Source organism: Geobacillus sp. 46C-IIa (genome assembly GCF_014679505.1).
Taxonomy (GTDB): domain Bacteria; phylum Bacillota; class Bacilli; order Bacillales; family Anoxybacillaceae; genus Geobacillus.
On record NZ_CP061474.1, the window covers coordinates 1,603,356 to 1,629,218 of the forward strand.

Below are 25,863 nucleotides of genomic sequence, written 5' to 3' on the forward strand. Positions count from 1 at the left end.
GAAACCGAGCGGGAAATCGGCTATGATGGGGATGAGGTGAGAACGATGAGCGTATACGAATTCAGCGCCAAGACGATTCGTGGGGAAGAGCAGCCGCTGTCCGCCTATCGGGGCCATGTGCTTCTCATTGTGAACACGGCCAGCCGCTGCGGGTTCACTCCGCAGTACCAAGAACTGCAGCAGCTGTATGACGAATACCAAAACCGCGGGTTTGTCGTGCTTGGCTTTCCGTGCAATCAATTCGGCGGCCAAGAGCCGGGAACAGAAGAGGAAATCGAACAGTTTTGCCAGTTGAATTACGGTGTGACGTTTCCGCTGTTTGCGAAAGTGGATGTCAATGGCGGCAGCGCTCATCCGCTCTTTCAACATTTGAAAGAACAAGCGCCAGGGGCGCTTGGCACGAAGACGATCAAATGGAATTTTACGAAATTTCTCGTCGACCGCAACGGTCAAGTCGTCGCCCGCTTCGCCCCGCAAACGAAGCCGAGCGAGTTGAAGGAAGAAATTGAAAAACTGTTGTGAGGCAATAGAAAAGAAAAAGGAGGGGATGACGGTTGCGCATTCAAGCGATTGAACCGACGCCAAGCCCGAACACGATGAAAATCTTGCTTGATGAAGAATTGCCTTCCGGCATGCGCCATAACTACAAACCGGACAACATCGGGGAAGCGCCGCCGCTCATTCAAGCGTTGATGCGCATTGATGGAGTGAAAGGCATTTACCATGTCGCTGACTTTTTGGCGATTGAGCGCCATCCGAAATACGATTGGCGCGACATTTTGGCGAACGTGCGTGAAGTGTTCGGTGAAGAAGCAGATGACGGAGCCGAGGCAAAGCCGAAGGTGAATGAACATTTCGGCGAAGTGAAAGTGTTCGTGCAAATGTTGTACGGCCTGCCGATGCAAGTGAAGCTCATCGATGGGGAGCGCGAACATCGCGTCGGGCTGCCGCAGCCGTTTATCGACGCGGTCACCGAAGCGCAAAAGTACGCCGGCAACATTGTCCTTGAGCGCAAATGGGTGGAAAAAGGAGTGCGCTACGGCACATTTGAAGAAATTGGCCGCGAAGTGGTGGATGAACTGTCGGCTTCCTATCCGCCTGAGCGGCTCGAGCGGATCGTCAACATGTTTCGCCGCGGCGAGCAGGAAAAAACGGCGCAAAAGCGGCCAGACATCAAAGTGACGAGCGAGATGCTCGATGATCCGGACTGGCGCAAACGGTACGCCGCGCTCGAGCAAATGGCGGAGCCGACGGAAGATGACATTCCGGTGCTGGCCAAAGCGCTGAAAGATGAAAAAATGGCCATCCGCCGCCTAGCGACTGCGTATTTCGGCATGATTGGCGGCAAACAGGTGCTTCCGTATTTGTATGAGGCGTTGAAAGACCCGGCAGTTGCGGTCCGCCGCACGGCCGGCGACTGTTTGTCCGACATCGGCGACCCGGAAGCCATTCCGGCGATGATGGAAGCGTTAAAGGACGAAAGCAAGCTCGTTCGCTGGCGCGCGGCTATGTTTTTGTACGAAGTCGGCGATGAATCGGCGCTCCCGGCGTTAAAAGCGGCGGAAAACGATCCGGAATTTGAGGTCAGCTTGCAGGTGAAAATGGCCATCGAGCGGATCGAAGGCGGTGAAGAGGCGAAAGGCTCGGTTTGGAAACAAATGACCGAAAGCCGGAAAAAAGAAACGAAGCCGGAAGAATAGAAACAGGCGCGCGAATCTGCGCGCCTGTTTCTTTGGTTAAAAAGGTTGCTTCTTGTTAGGTCGTCACGGTTGTGCTGGAGGTCGGGGCGAATTGGACAATTTCGAGCACAATAGGGGTATTCGCTGGAATGGATCCACTTCCGGTCGGAACGGTAATGGCTAGCGACCCAACGCCGGTCGCTCCGGGAGTGTATGCGGAAATATCCGCCATTTGCAAAACGCCGTTAACATACACATTAAAGTAGCTATTATTGGTTGCTAGTGCCGGCAATTCCGTCGCTTGGCTGCCATCATCTTGCAAAAAGCTGGCCGCATCGATGGTCAATGTTGCCCCTTCTGCTGTTTCAGCTGTCGTGATATAGAAAAATCTTGTGGTGCTTGGTGCCGCTTCTGTTGTGGTAGTTGCGGCGACAAACAGCTTAATTAATTGTAAAGCCATGACAATCTCCCTTTCTTCATTTTACTTTTCATGTTACCGCTAACCCGAAGCCAAGTGAATGATCTCTCGTTTCTCTCATATCTGAGGCTCATTGGTCATCGGTCGGTATCATACGTTCATTTGTATTGTATGGATTGGCTAGAACGGTCGACCCGACGATTGTCGTAATGAGGGGGAAATGATAGTTTCATACTATGTATGTCGGTCTGCTTCACCGATGAGTTTGAATGTGAAATAGGTAGTTCGGACTATTTTGTTTTGTGATCTATTGTAATCTTGGAATGGAAAGGAATATAGTGTTTCGGGCTATCTCCTGTTGCTCTGTTGTCTTGTTTGCCATTCACTTTATAGACAGGGGTGAATATGATAATGCTGAATCCTTTGCTGATTTAGATGATCACGAAACAATCTTGGGCGTTTGGGTGAGCAAACTAATGAAACGAGCCTCTTCATCAGAAAAACATGTGATTGCCGTTCCAAAAGTATACGATTGGACCCATGCGGTACTGACCGTTCCTCTTCATATGGTGCTCCACTTTCCTCCACGCGTTTTGTCGGCAGAAACGTACCAGTACAACGCGGTATCGGACGGGATCAAAATGGTCTATACGAATGACGATGAATTGAAGGAGTATGGTGACCGCGGCATTTTAGACCCAAAAAACGTATCATGGGTCAACTTGTTTATTAACGGAGTGTTGCAGCCAGAAAAACTGTATGACGTTGAGAAAGGAAAATTGACGTTAAAAACAACGGATCCGCCGCCGAAAGGGGTGCCGATCATTCTCCAATTTATCACTATCAAAATGGGGGTTTGATCGTTCCAGGCTGCGGCAGCAAATTGTCCCTTGACGCAACAAAGCCTTGGAGTCGATTCTCCAAGGCTTTGTTTGTCAACGGCCGAAATAATGCTCGACAAGGTCTTGAAAGAGCGGAGAGAGGTCGTTTGGCAATGCATGAAGAGGGAAAAATTTTACCTCAAGCGATTCTTCTCCGTCTTCTTTCAGCTCGCCGCCGCGGATATCGCGGGTGCGGTACACCACGGTCACCGAATAATATTGGTCGCCGTTCGGCAGCTGAACAAAATATTTTTTGCCAGAAAACACATCGATCAGTTCAAGTTCACCGATTTCAAGGCCGGTTTCTTCCAACACTTCCCGCCGTCCTGCTTCCTCTGTCGATTCGCCGAGCTCCAACAAGCCGCCGGGGACTCCCCACCGTCCGTCGCGGCGCTTTTGCAGCAAAATCCGTCCACCATCATCGATGACAGCGACACCGACACCGACTAAAATGACCGGTCGGGTTCCGACCATTTTTCGCAGTTCTTCAATGTATCCCATCCGCTGCGCCCCTTTCGTTTCCCTCTCCGTTCGGTTATTTATTCTATGTTCGGCGGCGGCCGGCGGCCGCGGCGGCTGCTAGAGGGTGGAAAGAAATCGTGAATGTAGAGAGGGGGAGAACCCCCCTTTCCATCGGTCGCTTTTGAAATTCGGCAAATCGGGGTTTCTCCATTGGAGAAAGACGTTTTTTGCGCCGCATCGGCGCTGCATTGCCGCTGTTTAGATAGCGGGCGGACGAGAGCTTTGTTTCGCTGCCGACGCCAAAAAGGAAGAACATAGTTTTCGCTGTCGCCGACAGCCGTCTTCGTTGATTTTTCTGCTTGAAGTATAGTATGCTGATAGCACAACAATGATGAGATGGAGGGATGATGGCCATGTCGATGGCGTACGAAGAATACATGCGCCAGCTCGTGCAGCCGATGCGCGATGAGCTCGTCCGCGCTGGCTTCCGTGAACTGCGCACGAGCGAGGAAGTCGAACAGTTTATGGAGAAAGCGGAAGGAACGACCTTTGTCTTTGTCAACTCGGTGTGCGGCTGCGCTGCTGGGCTGGCGCGCCCGGCGGCGACGCAGGCGGTGCTGCGGAGCGAGAAAAAACCGGATCATTTCGTCACGGTGTTTGCCGGCCAAGATAAAGAGGCGACAGCGAAAATGCGCGAGTATTTTGTCGGCTATCCGCCGTCCTCGCCGTCGATGGCGCTTTTAAAGGGAAAAGAAGTCGTTCATTTCATTCCGCGCGAAGACATCGAGTTTCATTCGATGGAAGAGGTTATGGAAAACGTTTTAGCCGCATTTGACAAACATTGCGGCTGATTGATACGCACTCTGTCATCGCGAGCTGTCCGCCCGGCGGCTTGGCACCGCTGCTTTTTCAGCTTGGGCGGGCAAGAGGTTGCCTTGTCGGGACGTCCGAATGGATTCGCATACAACAGCGCGCCGGCGGGAACGATAAAGGCGGAGGTGATCGGCGTGCCGAAGCGGAAAAAAGACCGTTCGAAAACGGGCGTCAGCGCCCCGAATGTGAGAGGGCAAGGGACGACGGAAACGGAGACCGGTGCGTTCGCGCTTGACTCCGCCCGCAAAAAAACGAAAATTGATTAAAAAGGAGCTCCTTGTGCGGAGCTCCTTTTCCTTCATCGCCGCTAGGCGTTGGCGATGCAGCTGTAAATAAAATAAAGCAACGTAATGAGGCTGGCCGCAAAAAAGATGGTCGTCATGTTCGTTTTCCCGCCTTTCTGTCTATATTTTCCCCTTGAACATATGGTACACTATTCATATAACCATAGTATATACAAATAAAAGCAAAAAGGAAAAGCGGTTTTTGCCTTGGCAAGGGAGAGGAAGAACAATGAAAAAAGCGAAACGAATGAACGCGTTCTCCGCGTCCATTTTTGCCGAACTGGCAGCGTACCGCCAACAGCGGCGCCATCTTCATGACGAATGGATCGACTTAAGCGTCGGCAGCCCGGATTTGCCGCCGGCGCCGTTTGTGCGCGGGGCGATCGCTCGCTACGCCGAGGAGCCGAACGCCTACGGATATACATTAAAAGGCATTCGCGAATTTCACGAGGCGGTCGCCGATTACTACCGGACGGCGCACGGCGTCGTGCTGAATCCAGAGACGGAAGTGACGTATGTCATCGGGTCGCAAGACGGCCTTGTCCATTTGCCGATGGTGTTTGCTGATCCAGGCGATGTCATTTTGGTGCCGGATCCCGGATATCCAGCGTACGCCGCCGGTGTGGCCATGGCCGAAGCGGCGCCGTACTTTATGCCATTGAAGGAAGAAAACGGCTTTTTGCCTGATTTGCATGCCATTCCAGAGGAGATCGCCAAACGGGCGGCGATCATGTTTCTTAACTTTCCAGGGAATCCGGTGCCCGCCGTTGCGACCGAATCGTTTTATCGCGAAGTGGTCGAGTTTGCGAAGCGGTACGACGTGCTTGTCGTCTCTGATTTTGCTTATGGCGAGCTGTATTACGACGGAAACAAACCAGTGAGCTTTCTTTCCGTCCCCGGGGCGAAAGACGTCGGGGTGGAAATCAACTCGCTGTCCAAAAGCTATCACATGGCCGGCTGCCGAATCGGCTATTTGTGCGGCAATGCCGACGTGATTCGCGCGTTTGCCGAGTTTAAATCCAATTTGGACTACGGCATTTTTTGGCCGATTCAAAAGGCGGCTGCGGAAGCGCTTCGTTATGGCGCTGATTTTTGTGCGGAAAGCCGCGCCATCTATCAAGCGCGCCGCGATGCGTTCATTAACGGATTGGCGGAGATCGGCTGGGAAGTGGACCGTCCGCAAGCTGGCATGTTTGTTTGGGCGAAAGTCCCGGACGGCTGGACATCGCTCTCGTTTACGAAGGCGCTGATTGACCGTGCCGGGGTTGTCGTGACGCCCGGGCACGCGTTTGGGCCGAGCGGCGAAGGCTACGTGCGCATCGCCCTCGTCGAGCCGGAAGAGAAATTGCGCCGTGCCGTCGAGAAACTGCGGGCGAGCGGCTTGTTCGAGCGGCTGGCCGCTGACCGACGATAACGGAGGTGGGACGCGATGAAGCTGCCGACATGGCTTCGGAAAACGCTTGTTGCCGCGATCACCGTCTGTACGTTTGGTCTTGTGACGCCGCCCGCGTCGCTTCTTGCGGCCGAGGAGCCGCCAGCTGACGATGCGCCATCTTCCGATTGGCAACATAATGCCGCAAGTTCGGCAGCGGAGGCGGCTTCGCTCACCCGCGCCCAATTTGTCGAGCAGACGGTGGAAAAAGCGATGGCTCGGTCGCATGAAAAGTTTGGCCGCAAAATCGCTCCCGTGATTGAGGATGAGTTTCGCGCCGTCATTTTGCCGCGCATTGAGGAAGTGATCGCCGAGCTCGCCGGGCGCTATCCGGAAGAAGAGCTCCGCTATTTAGCCGTATCAGAAAATCCGTCTGGCGGGCAAGGCGAACGCATTTTCCATATTTACCGCGCCGATACGGGAGAAGATGTCATTCGCTTCCACGTCCGCCGTGAACATCCGCCGCAAGACGGGTATTGGTTCCAATTTCATTACCATACGCGCGATGACGGATTTCAAGCCCATTATGAATTAGGAAAAATTTATTGGTCAAAAAATACGCCGCCGAACTGGCGGACGTAGCAGGCCGCGGCTCTTTCCTTATTTTGCGCGTTTTTCCCCCGCTTCTTCGTATGTTATCATTTAATAGAATACGAGATTGAAAGAAGCGGGGGACAACGATGAAACGGTTACTGATTAGTTTGCTGGCGGCGCTGTTCGCCGTTCCGCTTCTGTCGCTTTCGCCGTACCCGGCTGCGCACGGCGTGCTGCTTGAAGAAAGCGGCCTTGATGTTCAGGCGGTCCCATCGCATGATGTGCTTGGCCGCATCGTCATCGTTCCGGAGGCGGACTTTTCGCCTGATGAAGCCAATGAGATGATTCGGACGCTTGCTCGTATTGACCGCCGCATTTTAGAGCGGGCGGCGAACCACCATATTTATATTCAATTGTTGACAGGCCCGATTACCGATGAACCGGCCGCCCGCCATTTGCGCGGGGAAACGCCGCGCGGCTATGCGCCGGGGTCAAAAACGTGGGATGAGGTGCCGGGCCTTGGCGGGTCGCATTTAGTGCTCGTCCGCCTCGGCCATAGCGAAAAAGGAAAAGGGCACGGCTCGGTCAACTTAGAGCTGCATGAATTTGCCCATTCGTTAGATTACATCGTCTTTGAGCGCATTCACGAAACGGACGAATTTCAAGCGATTTGGAGGGAAGAAGCGCCGCGGCTGTTTCCTGGCGAATCTTATTTTTTAACGTATCCGGAAGAGTATTTTGCTGAATCGTTCGCCTATTATTATGCAAGCGACGAGACGCGGGAAACGCTGCGGACGGCGGCGCCGAACACATACACCTTCATCCGCCAGCTGGCGGAGCGAGCCTCATAAGAAGGCTCTTTTTTTTCGTGATGAGAGCGGCGCTTTATGATATGATAAAGCGTGAGGTGAGGACATTGCGGCAATATTTGCAGCTATTGGAGGATATTTTGGAAAACGGCGTCGAAAAGGAGGACCGGACAGGTGTCGGCACGCTGTCGGTGTTCGGCCGTCAGCTGCGGTTTAATTTACAGGACGGATTCCCGCTCGTGACGACGAAAAAGTTACATATCCGCTCGATCATTTATGAACTGCTTTGGTTTTTAAAAGGAGACACCAATGTCCGCTATTTGCAGGAAAACGGCGTGACGATTTGGGATGAGTGGGCCGACGAAAACGGTGATCTTGGGCCTGTGTACGGGGCGCAATGGCGGTCATGGAAAGGGGCGGATGGGAAAACGGTCGACCAAATCGCCTGGGTCGTCGAGGAGATCAAGAGAAATCCGAACTCGCGCCGGCTGCTTGTGAGTGCCTGGAATGTGGCGGAGTTAGACGAGATGAAGCTGCCGCCGTGCCATTATGCGTTTCAGTTTTATGTGGCGGGCGGCCGGTTGTCGTGCATGTGGCAGCAGCGCTCCGTCGATACGTTTTTAGGGCTGCCGTTTAACATCGCCAGCTACGCGCTGTTGACGCATATGATCGCCGAGCAGTGCGGGCTTGATGTCGGCGAGCTCATTTTCACCGGCGGGGATGTCCACTTGTATAAAAACCATGTTGAGCAGGCCAAACTGCAGCTGACGCGCGAGCCGCGCCCGCTGCCGAAGCTCGTTATTAAACGGAAACCGCCGTCCATTTTTGACTATGAATACGACGATTTTGACATCGTCGGCTATGATCCTCATCCGGCGATTAAAGCGCCGGTGGCGGTGTAAAGGAGCGAAAGCGATGATTTCGCACATTGTGGCGATGGACGAAAATCGGGTGATCGGCAAAGACAACCGGCTGCCGTGGCATTTGCCGGCCGATTTAGCGTATTTCAAACGGGTAACGATGGGGCATGCCATCGTGATGGGGCGCAAAACGTTTGAAGCGATCGGCCGGCCGCTTCCCGGCCGGGAAAACGTCGTCGTAACGCGCAACCATCAGTTTCGCCCGGAAGGCTGCCTCGTGCTCCATTCGCTTGAGGAAGTCAAGCAATGGATTGCGGCGCGCGGTGATGAAGTGTTTGTCATCGGCGGAGCCGAGTTGTTTGAAGCGACGATGCCGATCGCCGATCGGCTGTATGTGACAAACATTTTTGCCTCGTTCCCCGGCGATACGTTTTACCCCCCTATTTCCGAAAAAGAGTGGAAAATCGCCTCCTATACGCCGGGAATCAAAGACGAACAAAATCCGTATGAGCACGCCTTTCTTATTTATGAGCGGAAAAAGCAGAATGAGCCCGATGGCCGGTAGGAGGGAAAACAGGGCGCGTGTTGCCAAGCGGCAAGGCGCGCCTTTTTGCATAGAAGCGGGGCGAAAAAGGAACGATAACCATGTACAACAATGTTGGAAATGGAGGAAGACGATGAGGCATATCGTTCCATTTATCGTCAAGCTTGCCGCTTGGAGCGTCGTTTTATTTTCGATGTTTACGATTTTTAATGCTCCGCTTTCCTTGATTTCAGTCATGACAATTATAACGGTGTTCGTTTCCTATGTCATCGGCGATCTGCTTGTGTTGCCGCGCGTTGGAAACTTTGTCGCTGCCGCCCTTGATGTGCCGCTCTCCTTTTTGCTTGTATGGCCTGTGAGCTTTGCGTTGTTTGCCCCGACAGTCAATATGGCGTATGCCGCCTTTTTCAGCTCGCTCGCCATTGGCGCGGTCGAGGCGTTTTTCCATTTGTATATGGAAAACCATGTGCTCGAAGAGGCGGGGCGGGAGGAGGCATATCGCTGGTATGATGAGGGGAGATGGGCAACGGAGTTCGCCGAGGAGCAAGAGTTCAAAAAAGAAGACGACCGGACATAACGCCGGTCGTTTTCTTATTAAAGAACAAAAAACTTTTCGAAAATTCCCTTTTCTTTTTGCGAATTTGTGATATAATCTACAAATCAAAGACAACTTAGAAAAGAAAGGGAACGAGAATATGGAACAACAACTAAAACGGAAACAAGGGGCGGTGTACGTCGAGGACATTTTGATCGCGTATCATACGCTAAAAGACGTTGTTTTCCATACGCCGCTGCAAAAAAACCCGCTTCTGTCCGAGCGCTATGGGTGCAACGTCTACTTGAAGCGCGAAGACTTGCAAGTCGTGCGTTCATTTAAGTTGCGCGGAGCGTACAACCGAATGAAGCATTTAACCGATGAGGAGCGAAGCAACGGGATCGTATGCGCCAGCGCCGGCAACCATGCCCAAGGGGTTGCCTATTCGTGCCGGGCGCTCGGGGTGCACGGAAAAATTTATATGCCGGCGACAACGCCTCGGCAAAAAGTATCGCAAGTGCAGCTGTTCGGCAAAGACATGATCGAGATCGTCCTTGTCGGCGACACGTTTGACGACTCATACAACGAGGCAGTGAAATGCGCGGAAGCGGAAGGGCGCACGTTTATCCATCCGTTTGATGACGAATACGTCATCGCCGGGCAAGGGACCATCGGTGTTGAGGTGTTAAACGACTGTGACGAACCGATCAACTTTTTGTTCGCCAGCATCGGCGGCGGCGGACTGATGGCCGGGCTGGGGACATATGTGAAAAGCATCTCGCCGGCGACCAAAGTGGTCGGCGTCGAGCCGGCCGGCGCTCCGTCGATGAAAGCGGCGCTTGAACAAGGTCATGTCGTGACGCTTGGGGAGATCGATAAGTTCATCGACGGCGCCGCGGTCAAAACGGTCGGGGAAAAAACGTTTGCCCTATGCCGGGAAGTGCTCGACGATATCGTTGTCGTTCCAGAAGGAAAAGTATGCACAACGATTTTAGAGCTGTACAACGAAAACGCCATCGTCGCCGAACCGGCGGGAGCGCTCCCGATTGCCGCCCTTGAGTTTTACAAAGAGCAAATCCGCGGCAAAACGGTTGTTTGCGTCGTGAGCGGCGGCAACAACGACATCGACCGGATGCAGGAAATTAAAGAGCGCTCGATGATTTATGAAGGGTTGCAGCACTATTTCATCGTCAACTTCCCGCAGCGGGCCGGAGCGCTGCGCGAGTTTTTAGATGAGGTGCTCGGTCCGACCGATGACATCACCCGGTTTGAATATACGAAGAAAAACAATAAAGAAAGCGGACCGGCGCTCGTCGGCATCGAGTTAAAACGGCGCGAAGACTATGCGCCGCTCATTGAACGGATGAAGAAAAAAGGGTTTCCGTTCCAGGAAGTGAATAAAGATCCGAACTTATTCCATTTGCTGATTTGAACAAAAAAGCGCGAAAAAAGTCGGAAAGATTTCGTTGTATTCCGACATACTTTTTCACCGGGTTGGTGTATAATATAAGTAAATCGGTGAAAAAGAGGATTGATATTTTGCTATTCAAAAGCCTCGAGTTTCAAAACGCGTATGGGCAGAAAGTGAAGATTATCGAAATTCCTGTATTGGAGGAAGAGAACACGTACCGATTTATGATCCAGCTTCGCTTGGAGGCGTTTATTGCCAAAGTGTACCGATCAAGGACCAACCGTTCTGTTTACTCGTTCCGGGAACACTTGAAGAAAGTGTTGAAATGGCCAATATATGAACAAATCTTTAAAGAAACGGTGTTGAAACATAACGCATAACTGCTGTTGTTTTGCCGCTCGCGGCAAAACAACTTTTTTTTGGTGGGATTTTGGCCGGTTTCATTATATAATGGAAACGAGATGGCGCCGGGCATGGGAGTGAATAAAAAACAGCCGGACGGAGAGGAAAGGCAGTTTGAATGCAAAACAATGAAGAAGAAGGATGAGCGATCAATGTGGAAACGGATCATGATGATCATCGCAGTTTGTTTGCTTGCCGCGTGCGGAAAAACGATCCCAGATGCAAAAAACTGGCCGGTTGCCGATTTTACGTTCGTCGATCAATCCGGTGAACCGTTCGGACTTCGCGATTTGAAGGGAAAAGTATGGGTGGCCGACTTTATTTTTACGAACTGTGAAACGGTTTGTCCGCCGATGACCGCCCATATGGCCAAACTGAAGGAGAAGGCGGAAGAAAAAGGGCTGGACGTCGAATTTGTTTCGTTCAGCGTTGACCCGGAAGTTGACACACCGGAAAAATTGACCGCCTATGCGAAACAGTTTACGGACGACCTAGCAAACTGGCATTTGCTGACCGGATACAGCCCGGCTGAAATTAGCGAGCTGGCGCAAAAAAGCTTTAAAACGATCGTGCAAAAGCCGGCCAACGACGATCAAGTCATCCATGGCACAAGCTTTTATCTAGTCGGCCCGGACGGCAAGGTAGTCCAAACGTACAACGGTGTGCAAGATGTGCCGTACGACACGATTTTAGAGCATATTGAGATTTTGCAATCGTCGTGATAAGGCAGAAACGGCCGCAACCGTTTTGCCTTCTTTTCGTCTTCTCCCCTGTTGCGTCAAAAGGCAGGTGTCAAACATGAAACGATGGGGATGGCTAATCGTGGTGAGTTTGTTTCTCGCCGGCTGCACCGCTTTTTCAACCGGCGGGAAGCCGGAGCGTCCGCATGAAGCCGCCGTCAAACCAACAGAGGTCAAGCCGCTGCCAAAAGACATTCATCTCGTCGCCTTAGGGGACTCGTTGACGGAAGGGGTTGGGGACGGTGAAGGAAAAGGAGGGTATGTCGGCCGCCTTGTCCCGCTTCTTGCGGCAGAAGAGAGAGTACGGACAGTGACGGTGGAAAATTTCGGCAAGCGCGGCCGGCGCATCGCTGAACTCGAGCCCGTCGTTGACGCCCACCGAGGGGAGCTTGGGCGGGCAGATTTGATTTTGTTGACGATCGGCGGCAACGATGTGATGAATGTCGTCCGCTCGCATTTTTTTGACCTGTCATATGAGCGGTTTGCCAAAGAAAGCAAGGCGTTTGCTGACCGGCTCGACCATCTGTTGATTTCACTGCGCATCGCCAATCCGGATGCGGTCATTGTGCTTGTCGGCTTATACAATCCGTTTTCAACGACGCTGCCGAACATTCCCGAAATCGATGACGTCATTGCCGAATGGAACAAGGCTAGCCAAGCGGTGCTTTCCCGTTACGACCGGACGATCTTCGTTGATATTCAAGATATCTTTGCCGATCGTGATGAGCTGCTCCACCGCGACGAATTTCATCCGAACGCCGCGGGGTATGAACAGATCGCGGTGCGCGTGTACTACGCGTTAAACGAGCGAAAAGCGTGGTGGGTGAACTGATGGAAGAAAAACGGGTGAGAATAAGGAGTATGTCGTGATGAATTGGAAACGAGCGTTTTGGCTATTGGCGGCCGTCAACGCCGCTATCCTCATTCTTACAGTTGTTTGGCTGTTTCAGCCGTCTCCACCGGTCAAACGACCGGTGCGCCCGCACGTAGAAGGGGCCTCATTTACCGTGTACTCGAAAAAAGCGCATTTGAACGCCGTCATTAATGATTATTTGGCGGAAAAAACGAAAGACCACCCGCTGCAATACGATGTTTGGCTTGCCGACCGCGTCTACGTCTCGAGCGAAATCCCGATGTTCGGCCGCGATGTGGAGCTGGTCGTCTCATTTATACCAAAAGTGGTAAAGGACGGGAATGTCGAGCTTGCGGAACCGGCGATTTCCCTTGGCGATTGGAAGCTGCCGGTGACGTACGTGCTTCGCTATTTGCAAAAGCACGCTCCATTGCCGGATGAAGTGGTCATTGACCCAGAACGGGCCCGCGTCCATGTGGCGCTCGATGACATTCGCTTTGGCAACGGTTATCAAGTGGCGGCAAAAAAAATCGATCTAGCTGACGATGAAATCGTGTTTACGTTAACGATTCCGACTCGGCAGCGATGACGTAAACGAGAGGCTGTTTCAAAAGGTCGCAGTCACCTTTTGAGACAGCCTCTTTTCCGCTTCAAGACAGGCTAGTCTGTCTCGTTCGTTTTCCCATCGTTTCGAAAGAAGTGTTCCGCTTCAGGCGAAGCGAAGCGAAGTGGAGCGGTTCATAAAAGGCGCAGCCCTTTCGGGTAAAAGTTTTTCACCGTTCCTTTCACTTCTTTCCCCCAAGCGAACGGATAACCGTCGACGGCAACGAGCAGCCAGCCGCGGTCGCCGCCGGTCGGAAGCGTCTCCCCGCGCCAATATTGAGTGATTTCGCGGCTCGTGCTTGATAGATCAAGCACATGGTTCACTTCGTCTGTCTTCAGCGCTAAGGCGAGAGCGTGGTTCGGCTCAAACCGCTCTTTTTTCACCTCGCCAAGATGGAGGCCGGCGCGGACGACTTTCAAGCCTGACCAATCAGGGCATCGCTCCGGCAGCATGGCTAAATGAGAACCAAAAGAGATGATCGTTCCGTGCCGTTCTGTCCGCAATGATGCTTGTTCGAATTGGCGGTACAGTTGGACTGCGGCTTTCGGCGCGTTCGCCTTCGCCCATCGCCCATTCCATAGCGGAGTCGGCCGCTGTTTTTGCAGTTTGGCGATAAAATGCCCTTCTCCTTTGATGCGGTGCGGCCAAAGGCGGACGGCCTGTTCGAGCTCAGCCCGGTTTGTTTTCGTCCACTCGGGCCGCCCGGGCTCCATGCCGCCCGTTTTCGCAATCGGCATCATCCGCAAATCGTCATACGTCTCAAGCAGCCACTCGATGGTTTGCTCGTTTTCTTCCGGAGAGAACGTGCACGTCGAGTAGACGAGAATGCCTCCTTCTTTTAGCATCGCATAGGCGCTTTGCAAAATGCGCCGCTGCCGGGCGGCGCACTCTTCTACGTACGCCTGACTCCAAAACGAAGCCGCCTCTTCCTCTTTGCGAAACATCCCTTCGCCCGAGCACGGGGCGTCGACTAAAATTTTGTCAAAAAAGCCAGGGAACCGCTCAGCGAGCGCTTCCGGCGTCTCGTTGACAACCACCGTATTGGTCAAGCCGAGCCGTTCGACATTTTCCGCGAGCGCTTTGACCCGTTTCGGGTGAATTTCGTTGGCGACAAGGAGCCCTTTGTTTTCCATCATGGCGCCAAGCTGGGTCGTTTTCCCGCCGGGAGCGGCGCATAAGTCAAGCACCGTCTCCCCAGGCGCGGGACAGAGCGCTTCGGCGACCGCCATCGCGCTCGGTTCTTGAATGTAGTACAGTCCGGCCGCATGGTACGGATGTTTTCCCGGCTGCTCGCTCGGGCCGTAATAAAACCCGGTCGGGCAAAACGGCACCGGCGTAAGGGAAAATGGCGCCGTTTTCGCCCATGAATCCGGGTTGATTTTCAACGGATTGGCGCGCAAGCCGTTGGTTTTTTCTTCTTTATAGACGGCAAAAAACTCGTCCGCCTCGTCTTGCAGCAACAGGTTCATTTTTTCCACAAATCGTTCCGGCAACATCGACACTGCTGGCTCCTTTCTGCATATGCCCCGCACGGCTAGGCGGCGCTAGGAGCGGCCACCCGGCCATTTGATTTTCGGTTCCGTTTTGTTCCAAATCCGTTTTATATTGGCGCGATGACGGTAAACTATAAATGAGGCAAGCAGCCAGACGGCTGCCGTCAATGGAATATCATCCGTAAACAAAATAGTGTAAACGGCTGCGTACAGCGCCGTGGCCATCGATGAGAGCGAAACGTATCTCGAAAGGGCAAGGACAACAAGAAAAATAGCGATCAGCGTTAAAAAAAACAGCGGGGAATAAAATAGCACTACTCCGGCTGAGGTCGCCACCGCCTTGCCACCGCGAAATTTGGCAAATACCGGATACATATGGCCGACCACAGCGACCGCTCCGGCCGCGAGCGGGTGAACAGGGACAGAAAAAAACATCGGCAAGCTCGCCGCCAACGTCCCTTTCAACATATCGCCCAAAATGACGATCGTTCCCGCTTTCGCCCCGAGCACGCGGAACGTGTTCGTTCCCCCAAGGTTGCCGCTCCCGTGTTCGCGAATGTCGATCCCGTAGCCGATTTTCCCGACAAGAAGGCCAAACGGAATCGAACCAAGAAGATAAGCGATAAGCAAAATCAGTGCAGTCATTTCATTAAACACCCTTTACTGAACAAGTTTGTGCATGTTTCTATTTTATCATGCATGCGAAAAAACGGTAGACAGGAATTTTGCATTTCGAAGCGGCAACCGGTAAACTAAAAAGCGGATGGAAACGAACGGCCGGACGTTGGTTGTTTGTTCCGCAGCTAAAGCAAAAAGAGAGGGGCGACGACGATGAAAACGACCGTCACGTGGAATGGAAACATGTCGTTTAGCGGCCAAAGTGCTTCCGGTGTGACGATCCCGATAGATGCCGCGAAGAACGTCGGCGGCAACGATTCAGGCGCCCGTCCGATGGAGCTGCTGCTTCATGGGTTGGCGGGCTGCACCGGCATCGACATCATTTTGATCTTGCGAAAAATGCGCCTTGATGTCCGTGCGTTTTCGATGGAGGTGGAAGGGACGCGCGCTGATGACCACCCGAAGCGGTTTACCCACATTCATATCCATTACGCGCTCGAAGGCGATTTGCCGGAAGAAAAAGTCGTCCGCGCCATTCGGCTGTCAAAAGAAAAGTATTGTTCCGTCTCCCATTCATTAAACGCTGCCATTACCGCGAGTTATTCGATTAACGGCGTTCGCGGGAAGGAGATGATCTAACAGGGGCGCGGTTTTGCGATATAGATATAATCGTTTTGCGCGTTAACGCGAAGACAGTTTGATCCGTCGCATCGGCTTATATGGTGAAAAGGGAATGGACGACTCGTCTCAGTAAGTTTGAAAAAAAGGTGTTTCGCTAAGTTGGGCGAAGCACCTTTTCTTGTTAGCGTTAGAACGGGTAGCGGCGATAGACGGTTTGGATGGACACCCATTTAGTGATCGTAAATTCATCGACCACCCACGGATTGCCAAAGCGGCCGACGCCGCTCGCCTTTGTGCCGCCGAACGGGCAGCAAAAAAGTTTGTCCTTATACTTGACACCGTTCTTTTAAGTGTTATAATTTTTTACATAATTACGTTATATTTTATTACAAATCAGTTAAAGGGGCGGCGGGGAAATGAAAAAAATTGAAGCGATTATCCGTCCGGAAAAATTGACTGATACGATTAAAGGGTTAAAGCAAATCGGCATTACTGGATTTACTGTTTCACAAGTCGTCGGCCGAGGGAAACAGAAAGATACGCAAGGAGTTTACCGAGGAAAAAATTACAAAGTGACACTCCATCCAAAAGTCAAGCTGGAAATCATCCTTTCTGATTATATGGTCGAGCGGACGATTCGAACAATTGTCGACGCTGCACAAACCGGTGAGGATGGAGATGGGAAAATTTTTATCTACCCGGTGCTCGAGGCGTACAACATTCGCACTGGCACGCTCGATTTTGATATTGATGAGTTAGCCAACCGGCAGGAGGGACGGGCATGATGGAACAAGTAAACGCGGTGTGGATCGTCATTGCCGCAGCGATGGTGCTGTTTATGGAAGGTGGATTTAGCTTGCTTGAAGCAGGGTTAGTGCGGACGAAAAATGCTGTTAATGTGACAATGAAAATCTTTGTTGATTTAACGGTCGGAGCGCTCGCCTTTTGGATGGTCGGCTTTGGGTTGATGTTTGGCGATGATGCGTTCGGCTGGGTTGGCACGACGTTGTTCGGGACGCCGGAACGCATTTCGTTGTCGGTTCCGCTGCCTAGCGCGGCGTTCGTTCTATTTCAAATCGGGTTTGCGGTGGCGTGCGTGTCGATTATTTCCGGCGCAGTTGCCGAACGGATGAACTTTAAGGCGTATATCGTGACTGTGCTTTTTGTTTGTGCGGTAGTTTATCCGTTATCCGGCCATTGGATTTGGCATAGCGACGGCTGGTTGGCGAAACTCGGAATGAAAGATTTTGCTGGATCGGCGGCGATTCATGCGCTCGGTGGATTTGCGGCGTTGGCAATGGCGAAGCGGCTCGGACCGAGAAAAGGGCGGTTTAACTCTGACGGCAGTGTGAATGTGTTTGCGCCGAGCAACATTCCGCTAGCCTCGGCCGGAGCGTTCATTTTATGGTTCGGCTGGTTTGCGTTTAATGCAGGAAGCACATTGGACGCCACCAATGAATCGTTGGCATCGATCGCTCTCAATACGATGCTTTCAGGGGCGGCTGGAGGTACGGCGGCGCTGCTACTGACGATGAAAAAGTACGGAAAAGCTGACCCGAGCATGGTCATTAACGGTGTGCTGTCCGGTCTTGTGGCCATCACGGCCGGTTGCGCTTTCGTTTCGCAGTGGAGCGCCGTGTTGATCGGTTTTATTGGTGGCGTTATCGTCGTCTATGCGACGTTGTTTGTCGATGCGCTGAAAATTGACGATCCGGTCGGAGCTGTAGCGGTTCATGGGTTTAACGGAGTGTTCGGCACGCTCGCAGTCGGTTTGTTCGACTCGACGCAAGGGCTGCTGACAACCGGTCACCTGTCGTTGTTTACGACTCAGTTGCTCGGAGCGTTGACGATCGTCATTTGGGGCTTGGCCAGCGGGCTGTTGATCGCAAACGTGTGCGCCAAAACGGTCGGGCTGCGGGCGACGGTACGCGAGGAAGAAGAAGGGCTCGACATGGCGTATCACGGCATTCCGGCTTACAACGAACTGGAGCGGTTTGCCGACCTCCCTGGCGGATTGTATGATTTTGAAGAAACGACCGGCATTCGCGTTGCTCCGTTAAACAATAAAAACGCCGTCGGATAAGATTGCAGAGGTTGTTCGAAAAGGCCTGCCTGATGGCCTTTGGCGGACAGCCTCTTTTTCTGTTACACAAATTTGCGTTTCACTGTTTGTCGGATGGCAATGTTTCTAATTTACAAAAGTTTTACAAAAAGGAATCCTTTTGTCCCTATTACTCTACTTATTCAAAAGATATAATCGGTAGATGAAGGAAATACACAAAGGGAAGGAGACGAAAAGATGAAGCATTCCGAATGGTGGGGAAAACGAATGTTGTCGGTATTGACGGCAGCCGCTGTATTGGCCGCAACGCCGGTTGGGGCGGCAGGAGCGGAAAAGGGCGCCGTAGAGCCCGCTTCGGCGCATCGTTATATCGATGTGCAGCTCCTCGGCATTAATGACTTTCACGGCCAGCTCAACGTAACAAGAAAAGTCGGCGGCCGTGAAGCTGGCCGGGCCGATTATTTGGCTGTTTATTTGAAGCAGCGGGAGGCAGAAAACAAAAACACGCTGCTCGTCCATGCCGGCGATGCGGTCGGCGCCAGCCCGCCGGTATCGGCGTTGCTGCAGGATGAACCGACGATCGAAGTGCTTAACAAACTCGGCTTTGATGTCGGTACGCTTGGCAACCACGAGTTTGACGAAGGGGTAGCGGAAATGCTGCGCCTAATTCATGGCGGATACCACCCGGCAACCGGCGATTTCGCTGGGGCGGATTTTCCGTATGTGAGCGCCAACGTCGTTGACAAAGAAACGAAAAAACCGATTCTTCCGCCGTACGTCATTAAGCGGGTCAACGGCATGCCAATCGGGTTCATCGGAGTGACATTGACAGATACGCCATCGATCGTGACACCGAGCGGCGTCGCTGGGGTGGAATTCATCGACGAAGCGGCGGCGATTAACAAAGCGGTTGGCGAGCTGAAGAAAAAAGGGGTAGAGACGATCGTCGTTCTCGCCCATAACCCGGGCACATCCAGGCCGGACGGAACGAACGCAAGCGGCGAAATCGTCGATATCGCCAACAACATCGATGATGAAGTCGACGTCATCTTCGCCGGTCATAACCACGCGTATTTGAATGCGGTTGTTGACGGCAAACTGCTCGTTCAATCGTATTCGTACGGCACGGCCTTCTCCGATGTCGATTTAAAAATCGACCCGCGCACAAAAGACGTCGTGGCGAAAAAAGCGGAAATCGTAACAACGTATCATGACGGCATCACTCCGGATCCGGAAATCCGTGCGCTCATCGAAAAATATGAAGCGAAAGTCGCGCCGCTTGTCAATCAAGTCGTCGGTACGGCGGCTGAAACGATCACCGACGAGCAAAACGCGAGCGGCGAGTCGGCCTTGGGCAATTTGATCGCCGACGCCCAGCGGGCAGCGATGAACACCGACTTTGCTTTTATGAATCCGGGCGGCATCCGCGCGGATATTGAACAAGGGGAAGTGACGTGGGGTGAGTTGTACAACGTCCAGCCGTTCAACAACCAGCTCGTGAAAATGACGCTCACCGGCGCGCAAATCCGCCAGCTTTTGAACCAGCAATGGCAGCCGACACAAACGCGCATGCTGCAAATCTCCGGCCTCCGCTATACATGGAGCGCCAGCAGACCAACAGGGAACAAAGTCGTCGACATTCAGCTTCCTGATGGCACACCGCTGAACCCGGATGGCGAGTACACGGTGACGGTCAACAGCTTCCTGGCTGATGGCGGAGATGGGTTCACGGTGTTGACGCAAGGGACAAACCGTGAGGTAGGGCCGGTCGATTTGGATGCCCTCGTCTCGTACATTCGCGGCCTTGAGCAGCCGTTCTCGGCACGGATTGAGGGGCGGATCAACCGGCTTCCATAACAGGTGTTGACCGAAGGAAAAGGACGGAAGGGCGAACGGTCGCCGATCGAATGAAGAAGGTGTCCCCCAAAAGGCTCGGGGACACCTTTTCTTCGCTTCGAATGGCGGGGTTGCTGCCGTTTGTGCTCGGACGATAAAAAAGTTCGTTCAAGCGAGTGTTTCCGCAGCTTAAGATGCTTTTTGCTCGAACAGCTTGATGATCTCGACGATCACTTCGGCCGCTTTCACCATATTGTCGGCGGAAATGTACTCGTAGCGGCCGTGGAAGTTTTCGCCGCCGGCGAAAATGTTCGGCGTCGGCAGCCCCATATAGGACAGCTGCGACCCGTCCGTGCCGCCGCGGATCGGTTTCACCTTCGGTTCAATGCCCAAGTTCGTCATCGCTTCGTGGGCGATGTCAACAATGTGGCGCACCGGCTCGATTTTTTCGCGCATGTTGTAATATTGGTCGTTGATTTCGAGCGTGATTCGGTCGTTTCCATATTTTTGCGCAAGCGAAGTGGCGATTTCCTTCATTTTTGCCTTGCGCGCTTCGAACTGTTCACGGTCGAAATCACGGATAATGTAATAAAGCTTCGTTTCCTCCACGTTGCCTTGGAAGGAAAGCAAATGGTAAAACCCTTCATATCCTTCTGTATGCTCAGGCGCTTCGTTCGCTGGCAGCTGTTGCTGGAATTCCATGGCGATTTTGATCGAGTTGATCATTTTTCCTTTCGCCGTACCCGGGTGCACGTTTTTTCCTTTGATCGTGATTTTCGCTTCCGCCGCGTTAAAGCTTTCATATTCCAACTCGCCGAGCGGCCCGCCGTCAACCGTATACGCAAATTGGGCGCCGAATTTGGCGACGTCAAACTTGTGCGGCCCGCGGCCGATTTCTTCATCCGGTGTAAAGGCGACGCGCACTTTGCCGTGTTTGATTTCCGGGTGTTGAATGAGATAGTTCATCGCGGTCATAATTTCCGCGATCCCTGCTTTATCGTCGGCGCCAAGCAGCGTCGTCCCGTCCGTCGTAATGAGCGTATGCCCTTTGTAGTGGGCGAGCTCCGGGAAATCGTTCGGCGACAGGGTGATGCCCTGCTCTTTGTTTAAGACGATGTCCCCGCCGTCGTATTGGTCAATGATTTGCGGATTGACGTTGGCTCCCGTAAACTCCGGAGCGGTGTCCATATGAGCCAAAAAGCCGATCGTTGGGACATTTTTGTCCGTATTGGCCGGCAACGTCGCCATCACATAGCCGTTTTCATCGACCGTCACTTCTTCCATCCCGATCGCCTTCAGCTCCTCGACCAGCATGTTCGCTAACTTCCATTGCCCTGGGGTTGAGGGGCACGTGTCGCTTTCTGGATCGGATTGGGTGTCGACTTTGACGTATCGGGTGAAGCGTTCAATGAGTTCTTGTTTCAAGGTCAATCCCCCCTTTTTATGTACAAATTTGAACAACAGATCAACCACTCCTCCGTTCGAGAGGAAACGCAGGCGGTGTTTCCCATTTCATTCTATCACACGTAGCCTAAACGGTAAAAAAGAAGGCACAGCTTTGCAAGAACAGCCGGGGAGCGCAAGGCGAGGGCATTCCCCGTTTATCGGCGCATTCGACACAAAAAGCGGTTCACTGTTAGAAGAACCGCTTCCGTGTTTTTGTCTCCGGCTTTTCACATGTCACATTTTTGGCGCACGCTGCTTGTTTTTTTCGCTTTCTGCCTGTTTTCGGGCGGCAAGATTCCCTGGTGTGGCTTTCGTTTCAAGATTGTTCAAGCTTTCTTTTGTTTTTTTGTCCATCGTCTTTGACCTCCTTTCCATATTTATGAAGTGGATATCGGGACGAATCATTGGTATGATCCGCCATTTTTCGACTATAGTGTTTGCTTGTTTCCCGCTATTATGCGCAAAAGCCGATGGGCTACATATGCCAATGTGCGGTATAATGAGAAGAGCGGACGGGTCAACCTTGCGAAAGCCGCACTTGGCCGTCCAGAACGGACAAAGTAGACGGAAAGGAGAGGGCAAACGATGTCATTTAGTTACGTATCCCATCTTTATTGCCCGAAATGCGAACATACATATGATGTCGATCACGTGCACCAGCTTTGCGAATGCGGTTCGCCGCTTTTAGTCGCCTATGATTTGGAGGCGATGCGCCAAGAAGTGGTGAGGGAAGCGCTCAAGGAACGCGAACCGAGCTTATGGCGGTATCATGAGCTATTGCCGGTGAAACGTCCTGAACATATCGTCTCTTTAGGGGAAGGAATGACTCCGCTTGTGCGAATGCCGCGCCTTGGCCGGAACATCGGCATTGACTCGCTCTATATGAAAGACGAAGGAGTCATTCCGACAGGAACGTTTAAAGCACGCGGAGCGGCGGTCGGTGTTTCTAAAGCAAAAGAATTAGGGGTCGAACAGCTCGCCATGCCGACAAACGGCAACGCAGGGGCGGCGTGGTCGCTTTATGCCTCTCGCGCGGGCATTCGCGCGACGGTGGTCATGCCGGTCGATGCGCCGGAATTGACGCGCAAAGAATGCGCCATCGCCCGAGCGGAATTGTATTTCGTCAACGGTTTGATCAGCGATGCCGGGCAAATCGTGGCGAAAGCGATCCGCGAATATGGCTGGTACGATGCGTCGACGTTGAAAGAACCGTACCGGATTGAAGGAAAGAAAACGATGGGGCTTGAGATCGCCGAACAATTCTCGTGGCAGCTTCCGGATGTCATTTTGTATCCAACTGGCGGCGGCGTTGGACTCATCGGCATTTACAAGGCCATCAAAGAACTGCAGGCGCTCGGCTGGGTGAGCGGCAAGATGCCGCGTCTTGTCGCTGTGCAAGCCGAGCATTGCGCGCCGATTGTGAAGGCGTGGAACGAGAAAAAGCGTGAATCGGAATTTTGGCCGAATTCCCATACGGTGGCGTTTGGCATTAACGTGCCGAAAGCGCTCGGCGATTTCCTTGTGCTTGAGGCAGTGTATGAAACGGATGGATGCGCCATTGCGATCAGCGATAAGGACATTTTGGCGGAACAGCGGGCGGTGGCGAATTTGGAAGGGGCGTTCATTTGTCCGGAAGGGGCGGCGGCGTTTGCGGCGGCCCGCCAGCTGCGCGAGAGCGGCTGGATTCGCGACGGGGAGACAGTGGTGGTGTTAAATACCGGAACAGGGCTGAAATACGCTGATACTGTGGACGTCGATCCGCCGGTGCTCGAGCGAGGGGATGAGCTGCCAAGGAGCGGACGATAACGGAAATATGGCACTGAAAAACGAGGGTTCTCGATCAAAGAGCCCTCGTTTTTGTTAGTCCGTTCAGAAAAGCAGTAAGGCGATGCCGAGTGGTTACCAAAAGCGGAATCGCGCCGCCGATTCGGCGAACCGTTCTTCTTTAAACGGATTGGCGGTCATCGAATAGCCGCGCTCCTCCCAATAGCCCGGTTCATCTTCTTTCATAAAGCGGATGCCCGACGCCCATTTCGCTCCTTTCCATAAGTAAAACGTCGCTGGTGGAATAAAGCGGAGCGGGTAGCCGTGTTTGGGCGAAATGTCTTGCCAATCGTGATGCTTGTCTTTCCACCGATAGACAAACAGCGCATCGTCGCCCAACAACGCGTCAAGCGGCAAGTTCGCGGAATAGCCAAACCGGTCGCCGTTTAAGTAGCCGTAAATTTTCACGTACTTCACATCCGGTTCTAATTCGACAAAGCGCAAAAACTCACGAAAGGCGATCCCTTCAAACGTCGTATCAAATTTCGACCATGTCGTGACGCAATGCATATCGACGGTGGAAATCGTTTTGGGCAGCGCCATCACTTCTTGATAGGAGAGGGAGATCTCCTTTTTGACCTCGCCGAACAATCGAAATTCCCATGTCGCCTCATCAAATTCGTACACGTCCCCTTCATGCAAAATCGGCCATTTTTCCGTCTCAAACTGGCCGGGAGGAAGTTGTTTTGTCATCATATGCACTCCTTTGGAATGAATGTTTTCTTGTATTTAATGATACGAAAGGAAAAGGAGAGGATGCAACGAGAGAAAGGGAAGAAGCGGAACTCGAAACAACATCCCCATGTTATCAAACGATCTTTCATTCGCCCGCAAGAATAATTTTTTCCTTTCATGCACACCGTATCCAATAGGGCTTTTATGGCCAAAAACAGAGAAGACAGGAGCGTGATGCCGATGGCCGTACAAAGTGAACAGCGATTTTTCCTTTTGGCGCTTGGCGTCATCGCCCTTTATGTGTCCCCGCTGTTTATCCTTGGCGAGAATGCGCACATTCGCGTCCACGATAATTTGGATTCCAACATCGCCTGGTATAAAGTGCTCGCTGAAAGCGGGCAAATCACCGGGCCGCTTGATGCGAACATTCCGCAAATCGCCAACGGCGAATTGTCGAGAAACGCCCTTGGCTCGGAGTTGACCGGCATCGTCTGGCTGCACGCTCTGTTTCCCACGATGACCGCTTATGCGCTCAGCCAGACGATCACAAGGGTGGTGGCGTTTTTGGGCATGTATTTGTTGTTGAAAACGCATTTCCTGCCTGAGCCGCGTTGGATGGCTGTTCGCATCGGTGTGGCGCTCGCCTTTGCGCTGACGCTGTTTTGGCCGTCAGGGATGTTAAGCACGTTAGGCATGCCGCTCGCGCTTTGGGCGTTTTTGAACATCCGGAAGGGAGAGCGGTCGTGGAAAAATTACGCCGTGCTGACGCTTCTCCCGTTTTATTCGAGTTTTGTGCTCGGTTTCTTTTTCTTTCTTGCCGCTATGGGCGCTCTTTGGCTTTTGGATGTGCTGCGCGGAAAGGGATGGAACATCCGTTTTTTCCTTTCCATCGCGTATATGACGCTGCTTTATTTGCTGGTCGAGTACCGGCTTGTGTACTCATTTTTATGGGAAGACGAGCCGACGAGCCGGGATGAGTACTTCCACGCGCGCCTGACGTTTTGGCATTGTGTCCGTTTAACATGGAAAAACTTTCTTCTCGGCCATCATCACGTCATGACCGAGCATACGTTTTTTATTTTACCGGTCTGGTTCATCGCGTTGTTCCTCGTTTTTGCTAACCAACGATGGAAAGAGGAACGGGTGTTTCTTTTCTTGTTTGGGCTGAATGTCGCGCTGTCGGCATGGTACGCCTTTTGGTTTTATAAAGGGTGGCTGCCGCTGACCGAGCGATTTCACTTTTTAGACACGTTTAACTTCGCCCGCTTCCATTTTTTGCGTCCGCTGATCATTTATGTGCAGTTTGCGCTGGCGTTGAAAATCATGTGGCAATCGAGCGAAAAGGGGAAAACGTGGGCGAAACGGTTGTTAGCGGCGCAAATTATCCTTGTGTTTTTAATTAACGAGGAACTCGTCTTCCGTTATGAACCGACGGTGAAACAATTTTATGCGGAAAAACAATTCCAAGAAATCAAAGAATACATCGGGCTTCCGGTGTCCGAGTACCGCGTCGTCAGCATCGGCCTTCATCCGGCCATCGCCCAATACAACGGGTTTTACACGCTTGATACGTACAACAACTTTTACCCGTTGTCATACAAATACGAGTTCCGCAAAATCATTGAACGTGAACTGGCGAAAAGCAAAACGATTCGTACGTATTTTGATGAGTGGGGCGGGCGCTGCTACATCTTTACGTCAGAACTCGGGAAACGGTATATGTTTACAAAACAGTCGAAAAAACGGCTGAAAAACTTGCAGTTAAATACGAGGCAGTTAAAAAAAATGGGCGGCCGCTATATTTTCTCGGCTGTTCCGATTGACAATGCGGCTGAAAACAGGCTTGCACTCCAAAAAGTATTCACTTCCGACGAATCGGCATGGACGATTTATTTGTATAAAGTACAATAGAAAGAAAACAAAAAACAGCGGCTGCCTATTGGAAGCGGAAGCCGCTGTGTTACGGA

General features: G+C 52.4%; 28 protein-coding genes and 1 pseudogene. 22 read left to right on the plus strand and 7 right to left on the minus strand.

The window, feature by feature from the left end:
• Positions 1-45: 45 nt before the first annotated feature.
• Together IC803_RS07970 and IC803_RS07975 are read left to right on the plus strand one after the other, a co-directional pair.
• Positions 46-522 (plus strand): glutathione peroxidase, encoded by a 477-nt coding sequence (locus IC803_RS07970; protein ID WP_081207339.1) that lies wholly within the window; start codon positions 46-48, stop codon positions 520-522.
• Positions 523-554: 32 nt separating this feature from the next.
• Positions 555-1,700: a conserved virulence factor C family protein gene (locus IC803_RS07975; protein ID WP_081207340.1), complete on the plus strand. Its 1,146-nt coding sequence runs from the start codon at positions 555-557 to the stop codon at positions 1,698-1,700.
• Between the two features lie 55 nt (positions 1,701-1,755).
• Here the strand turns inward: IC803_RS07975 and IC803_RS07980 are convergent, their stop codons facing one another.
• Entirely contained in the window at positions 1,756-2,139 is a 384-nt protein-coding gene (locus tag IC803_RS07980; RefSeq protein WP_081207341.1) for a DUF4183 domain-containing protein, read from the minus strand.
• Between the two features lie 434 nt (positions 2,140-2,573).
• On the opposite strand from IC803_RS07980, the gene IC803_RS07985 reads away from it, so the two are divergent.
• Entirely contained in the window at positions 2,574-2,957 is a 384-nt protein-coding gene (locus tag IC803_RS07985) for a DUF4183 domain-containing protein (protein ID WP_081207342.1), read from the plus strand.
• Positions 2,958-3,032: 75 nt separating this feature from the next.
• Here IC803_RS07985 and IC803_RS07990 read toward each other — a convergent pair whose 3' ends face one another.
• Positions 3,033-3,479 (minus strand): NUDIX hydrolase, encoded by a 447-nt coding sequence (locus tag IC803_RS07990; protein WP_081207343.1) that lies wholly within the window; start codon positions 3,477-3,479, stop codon positions 3,033-3,035.
• Positions 3,480-3,853: 374 nt separating this feature from the next.
• On the opposite strand from IC803_RS07990, the gene IC803_RS07995 reads away from it, so the two are divergent.
• From IC803_RS07995 to IC803_RS08055, 13 genes are all read left to right on the plus strand, one after another.
• Entirely contained in the window at positions 3,854-4,291 is a 438-nt protein-coding gene (locus tag IC803_RS07995) for a BrxA/BrxB family bacilliredoxin (protein ID WP_081207585.1), read from the plus strand.
• A gap of 156 nt (positions 4,292-4,447) precedes the next feature.
• The gene (locus tag IC803_RS08000; RefSeq protein ID WP_081207586.1) at positions 4,448-4,579 is read left to right on the plus strand and encodes a YuzL family protein; all 132 of its coding nucleotides are present in this window, start codon (positions 4,448-4,450) and stop codon (positions 4,577-4,579) included.
• Between the two features lie 247 nt (positions 4,580-4,826).
• On the plus strand, positions 4,827-6,011 hold the full coding sequence (locus IC803_RS08005) for an LL-diaminopimelate aminotransferase (protein ID WP_081207344.1): 1,185 nt from the start codon (positions 4,827-4,829) through the stop codon (positions 6,009-6,011).
• Between the two features lie 21 nt (positions 6,012-6,032).
• The gene (locus IC803_RS08010) at positions 6,033-6,611 is read left to right on the plus strand and encodes a YpjP family protein (RefSeq protein WP_369826926.1); all 579 of its coding nucleotides are present in this window, start codon (positions 6,033-6,035) and stop codon (positions 6,609-6,611) included.
• Positions 6,612-6,709: 98 nt separating this feature from the next.
• Positions 6,710-7,414 carry an anthrax toxin lethal factor-related metalloendopeptidase gene (locus IC803_RS08015; RefSeq protein WP_081207346.1) on the plus strand — a complete coding sequence of 235 codons (705 nt, stop codon included), beginning with the start codon at positions 6,710-6,712 and terminating at the stop codon, positions 7,412-7,414.
• 65 nt (positions 7,415-7,479) lie between these two features.
• Positions 7,480-8,274 (plus strand): thymidylate synthase, encoded by a 795-nt coding sequence (gene thyA, locus IC803_RS08020; RefSeq protein WP_081207347.1) that lies wholly within the window; start codon positions 7,480-7,482, stop codon positions 8,272-8,274.
• 13 nt (positions 8,275-8,287) lie between these two features.
• Positions 8,288-8,797: a dihydrofolate reductase gene (locus IC803_RS08025; RefSeq protein ID WP_081207348.1), complete on the plus strand. Its 510-nt coding sequence runs from the start codon at positions 8,288-8,290 to the stop codon at positions 8,795-8,797.
• A gap of 112 nt (positions 8,798-8,909) precedes the next feature.
• On the plus strand, positions 8,910-9,353 hold the full coding sequence (locus IC803_RS08030; RefSeq protein ID WP_081207349.1) for a YndM family protein: 444 nt from the start codon (positions 8,910-8,912) through the stop codon (positions 9,351-9,353).
• A gap of 118 nt (positions 9,354-9,471) precedes the next feature.
• Complete coding sequence (ilvA, locus tag IC803_RS08035) at positions 9,472-10,743, plus strand: threonine ammonia-lyase IlvA (protein ID WP_081207350.1); 1,272 nt, start codon at positions 9,472-9,474, stop codon at positions 10,741-10,743.
• A gap of 107 nt (positions 10,744-10,850) precedes the next feature.
• The gene (locus tag IC803_RS08040; protein WP_081207351.1) at positions 10,851-11,102 is read left to right on the plus strand and encodes a YpmP family protein; all 252 of its coding nucleotides are present in this window, start codon (positions 10,851-10,853) and stop codon (positions 11,100-11,102) included.
• Between the two features lie 174 nt (positions 11,103-11,276).
• Positions 11,277-11,846, plus strand: coding sequence for an SCO family protein (locus IC803_RS08045; RefSeq protein WP_081207587.1), 570 nt, complete (start codon positions 11,277-11,279; stop codon positions 11,844-11,846).
• A gap of 76 nt (positions 11,847-11,922) precedes the next feature.
• A complete protein-coding gene (locus IC803_RS08050) occupies positions 11,923-12,696 on the plus strand; it encodes an SGNH/GDSL hydrolase family protein (protein ID WP_081207352.1) in 774 nt (257 codons plus the stop codon).
• 37 nt (positions 12,697-12,733) lie between these two features.
• Positions 12,734-13,306 carry a YpmS family protein gene (locus tag IC803_RS08055; RefSeq protein ID WP_081207353.1) on the plus strand — a complete coding sequence of 191 codons (573 nt, stop codon included), beginning with the start codon at positions 12,734-12,736 and terminating at the stop codon, positions 13,304-13,306.
• 149 nt (positions 13,307-13,455) lie between these two features.
• Here IC803_RS08055 and IC803_RS08060 read toward each other — a convergent pair whose 3' ends face one another.
• Together IC803_RS08060 and plsY are read right to left on the minus strand one after the other, a co-directional pair.
• A complete protein-coding gene (locus IC803_RS08060; RefSeq protein WP_081207354.1) occupies positions 13,456-14,817 on the minus strand; it encodes an RsmF rRNA methyltransferase first C-terminal domain-containing protein in 1,362 nt (453 codons plus the stop codon).
• Positions 14,818-14,865: 48 nt separating this feature from the next.
• On the minus strand, positions 14,866-15,459 hold the full coding sequence (gene plsY, locus IC803_RS08065) for a glycerol-3-phosphate 1-O-acyltransferase PlsY (protein WP_081207355.1): 594 nt from the start codon (positions 15,457-15,459) through the stop codon (positions 14,866-14,868).
• A gap of 186 nt (positions 15,460-15,645) precedes the next feature.
• Between plsY and IC803_RS08070 the strand changes: the two genes are divergently transcribed.
• Positions 15,646-16,071 carry an OsmC family protein gene (locus IC803_RS08070; RefSeq protein WP_081207356.1) on the plus strand — a complete coding sequence of 142 codons (426 nt, stop codon included), beginning with the start codon at positions 15,646-15,648 and terminating at the stop codon, positions 16,069-16,071.
• Positions 16,072-16,240: 169 nt separating this feature from the next.
• On the opposite strand, the pseudogene IC803_RS18495 reads toward IC803_RS08070, so the two are convergent.
• Positions 16,241-16,357: pseudogene (locus IC803_RS18495) on the minus strand (hypothetical protein); the annotation flags it as partial.
• A 112-nt stretch (positions 16,358-16,469) separates the two neighbouring features.
• Between IC803_RS18495 and IC803_RS08080 the strand changes: the two are divergent.
• The 3 genes from IC803_RS08080 (at position 16,470) to IC803_RS08090 (ending at position 19,972) form a co-directional block, all read left to right on the plus strand.
• Positions 16,470-16,838, plus strand: coding sequence for a P-II family nitrogen regulator (locus IC803_RS08080; RefSeq protein ID WP_081207358.1), 369 nt, complete (start codon positions 16,470-16,472; stop codon positions 16,836-16,838).
• On the plus strand, positions 16,835-18,136 hold the full coding sequence (locus tag IC803_RS08085) for an ammonium transporter (RefSeq protein WP_081207359.1): 1,302 nt from the start codon (positions 16,835-16,837) through the stop codon (positions 18,134-18,136). The genes IC803_RS08080 and IC803_RS08085 overlap by 4 nt, the downstream gene beginning before the upstream one ends.
• 216 nt (positions 18,137-18,352) lie before the next feature.
• The gene (locus IC803_RS08090) at positions 18,353-19,972 is read left to right on the plus strand and encodes a bifunctional metallophosphatase/5'-nucleotidase (protein ID WP_081207360.1); all 1,620 of its coding nucleotides are present in this window, start codon (positions 18,353-18,355) and stop codon (positions 19,970-19,972) included.
• Between the two features lie 168 nt (positions 19,973-20,140).
• Here the strand turns inward: IC803_RS08090 and pepT are convergent, their stop codons facing one another.
• On the minus strand, positions 20,141-21,376 hold the full coding sequence (gene pepT / locus IC803_RS08095) for a peptidase T (RefSeq protein ID WP_081207361.1): 1,236 nt from the start codon (positions 21,374-21,376) through the stop codon (positions 20,141-20,143).
• Positions 21,377-21,982: 606 nt separating this feature from the next.
• On the opposite strand from pepT, the gene IC803_RS08100 reads away from it, so the two are divergent.
• Complete coding sequence (locus IC803_RS08100) at positions 21,983-23,203, plus strand: threonine synthase (RefSeq protein WP_081207362.1); 1,221 nt, start codon at positions 21,983-21,985, stop codon at positions 23,201-23,203.
• A 93-nt stretch (positions 23,204-23,296) separates the two neighbouring features.
• Here IC803_RS08100 and IC803_RS08105 read toward each other — a convergent pair whose 3' ends face one another.
• Positions 23,297-23,914 (minus strand): sulfite oxidase-like oxidoreductase, encoded by a 618-nt coding sequence (locus IC803_RS08105; protein WP_081207363.1) that lies wholly within the window; start codon positions 23,912-23,914, stop codon positions 23,297-23,299.
• Positions 23,915-24,136: 222 nt separating this feature from the next.
• Between IC803_RS08105 and IC803_RS08110 the strand changes: the two genes are divergently transcribed.
• Positions 24,137-25,807, plus strand: a complete 1,671-nt coding sequence (locus tag IC803_RS08110; protein WP_081207364.1) for a DUF6044 family protein — start codon at positions 24,137-24,139, stop codon at positions 25,805-25,807.
• Positions 25,808-25,863 lie beyond the last annotated feature (56 nt).